This window comes from Ensifer sp. GW821-FHT05G01 (assembly GCF_059419585.1).
The window spans coordinates 1-2,828 of record NZ_JBWKSC010000025.1; the positions used below are offsets into that span (position 1 = coordinate 1).

A 2,828-nucleotide genomic window follows, 5' to 3' on the forward strand; every position below is an offset into this window, starting at 1 on the left:
CGTCCCTGAACAGTTTCCACTTTGTCGGCCGGAATGCGACCCTTGCGCGGTCCTGTGTTGTTGTGCGTTCGGGCGGCAGTTCGATTTCGGCATGCGGATGGTTGCGGCCGAGGTCGAGTTCGAGATGGCGAGTGCCGGCAACACGGCGGCTGGCGGTGACGAGCCCGGCCAGACAGCCGCCGCAGCCATCGATCAGCTCGATGTCATGCGGACGGAAGTAGAGCGTGGCCGGACCATCGGGCTCGGTCGGGGCTCTGAGGCCGATCGGCCGGTCCTCAAACCAGATCTCGCCGTTTTGAAGCGTGACGGACAAGGCATTCGACTGGCCGATGAAGCCGAAGACGAACGGCGAGACCGGATGGTCGTAGATCTCGTCGGGCGTGCCGACCTGTTCGATGGCGCCCTTGCTCATCACCACGACCCGGTCGGCCAGTTCCAGCGCCTCTTCCTGGTCGTGGGTGACGAAGATGGTGGTGTGGCCTGTGCGGTCGTGGATCTCGCGCAGCCAGCGCCGGAGTTCTTTTCTGACCTGCGCATCGAGCGCGCCGAACGGTTCGTCGAGCAGCAGCACGTTGGGTTCGACCGCCATGGCGCGGGCGAGCGCCACGCGCTGGCGCTGGCCGCCCGACAGCTGCGCCGGATAGCGCTTCTCAAGGCCGGAGAGCTGGACGAGATCGAGCAGGTCGAGGGCTCGGCTGCGGATCTCGGCCGCCGGCGGCCGGCGATTGGATGGCCGCACCTTGAGGCCGAAGGAGACATTGTCGAGCACCGTCATATGCCGGAACAGGGCATAGTGCTGGAAGACGAAGCCGATGTTGCGCTGCTGCACGGTCTTTTGCGAGGCATCGTCGTCGCCGAAGAAGATCGTGCCGTCGGTCGGGCTTTCAAGACCGGCCACCAGCCTGAGCAGCGTCGTCTTGCCCGAGCCGGAGGGGCCGAGCAGCGCGATCAGCTCGCCCGAGCGGATGTCGAGCGAGACGTTGTCGAGCGCCGGAAAGCGGCCGAATTCCTTGCGTATGTTCTGAACGCGGACTTCCATGACGATCCGGACCTTTCAATGCCTGCGGCTGGCGGCGATCTCGGCGCTGTAGCGAAGCTCGAGCGCCGTTTTCAAGACGAGGGTGACCAGCGCCAGCAGCGCCAGCAACGTCGCAACCGCAAAGGCGGCGACGAAGTTATATTCATTATAGAGGATTTCCACCTGCAACGGCATGGTGTTGGTCTGGCCGCGAATATGGCCCGACACCACCGACACCGCGCCGAACTCGCCCATGGCACGGGCGTTGCATAAAAGCACGCCGTAAAGCAGACCCCATTTGATGTTGGGCAGCGTCACATGCCAGAAGGTCTGCCAGCCCGATGCGCCCAGAGACAGGGCCGCCTCCTCGTCGCTGGTGCCCTGTTCCTGCATCAAGGGGATCAGTTCGCGGGCAACGAAGGGGAAGGTGACGAAGACGGTCGCCAGCACCAGCCCCGGCACGGCAAACAGGATCTGGATGCCATGGCTCTGCAGCCAGGGACCGACGAGGCTGTGCGAGCCGAACAGAAGCACGAAGACCAGGCCGGAGATAACCGGCGAGACCGAGAACGGCAGGTCGATCAGCGTCGTCAAAAAGGCCTTGCCCTTGAACTCGAACTTGGCGATCGCCCAGGCGGCGGCCACCCCGAAGACGAGGTTGAGCGGCACGGCGATGGCAGCGACGATCAACGTCAGGCGGATGGCGGAAAAGGTCTCGGCATCGCCAAGGGCGGCGAAGAACTCGGCCGGTCCCTTGCGCAGCGCCTCGGTAAAGACGGCCGCCAGCGGCAGAAGCAGGAACAGGCCGACGAAGGCGAGCGCTGCAACGATCAGGCTGAGGCGCGCAAAGCGGCTTTCCGAGGTGGCGGCGCGCACGTGCTGGGAGTTGGCGGCGAGATCAGGCGACATAGACATATCTCCGCCGGCTCCAGGCCTGGATCGAGTTGATGACGAGCAGCATGGCAAAGGAGATGATCAGCATCACCGCGGCAATGGCGGTGGCGGCGGGATAGTTGAACTCCTCCAGCCGGATGACGATCAGCAGCGGCGCGATCTCGGAGACATAGGGCAGGTTGCCGGCGATGAAGATCACCGAGCCGTATTCGCCGACGCCGCGGGCAAAGGCGAGCGCAAAGCCGGTGAGGCCTGCCGGCAGCAATCCCGGCAACAGCACCCGGCTGATGGTCTGGAAGCGGCTGGCGCCAAGGGTGGCGGCTGCCTCTTCCACTTCCTTGTCGATCTCTTCCATGATCGGCTGCACGGTGCGGACAACGAAGGGCAGGCCGACGAAGATCAAGGCGACGACGATGCCGGCCGGGGTAAAGGCGATCTTGATGCCGAGCGGGGCCAAGAGCGAGCCGATCCAGCCATTGGGAGCGTAAAGTGTGGCCAGCGCAATGCCGGCGACCGCCGTCGGCAGCGCGAACGGCAGATCGACCATGGCGTCGATCACCCTTTTGCCGGGGAAACGATAGCGCACCAGCACCCAGGCGAGGATGACGCCGAACACCAGATTGACGATGGCTGCGACAAAGGCCGTGCCGAAGCTGATCTTCAGCGCGTTCAACGTCCGGGTATCGAGCGCCAGCGTCATGAACTGCGACCAGCCGAGGCTGCTCGAACGCCAGATCAATCCCGACAGCGGGATGAGAATGATCAGCACCAGCCAGAAAAGCGTGACGCCGAGCGCCAGACCGAACCCGGGAAGCACACTCGGTTGGCGAAACCGCCAGCGGCTCTTGTGGCCATGCTCTCTCAAATCCAGCTCACCTCTTCCATGCGCCTCAGGAAAACCCAGGCGCTCCCATTA

General features: G+C 64.2%; 3 protein-coding genes. All 3 read right to left on the reverse strand.

Features of this window, described 5'->3' with window-relative positions; all coding sequences use genetic code 11:
• Positions 1 to 1,039: sulfate/molybdate ABC transporter ATP-binding protein (locus AC07UR_RS33820; protein WP_494700490.1), on the reverse strand; the 1,039-nt coding region annotated here is incomplete at its 3' end.
• Positions 1,040 to 1,054: 15 nt separating this feature from the next.
• Positions 1,055 to 1,927: a sulfate ABC transporter permease subunit CysW gene (gene cysW, locus AC07UR_RS33825; protein ID WP_209789931.1), complete on the reverse strand. Its 873-nt coding sequence runs from the start codon at positions 1,925 to 1,927 to the stop codon at positions 1,055 to 1,057.
• The gene (gene cysT / locus AC07UR_RS33830) at positions 1,917 to 2,777 is read right to left on the reverse strand and encodes a sulfate ABC transporter permease subunit CysT (RefSeq protein WP_234941758.1); all 861 of its coding nucleotides are present in this window, start codon (positions 2,775 to 2,777) and stop codon (positions 1,917 to 1,919) included. The genes cysW and cysT overlap by 11 nt, the downstream gene beginning before the upstream one ends.
• Positions 2,778 to 2,828 lie beyond the last annotated feature (51 nt).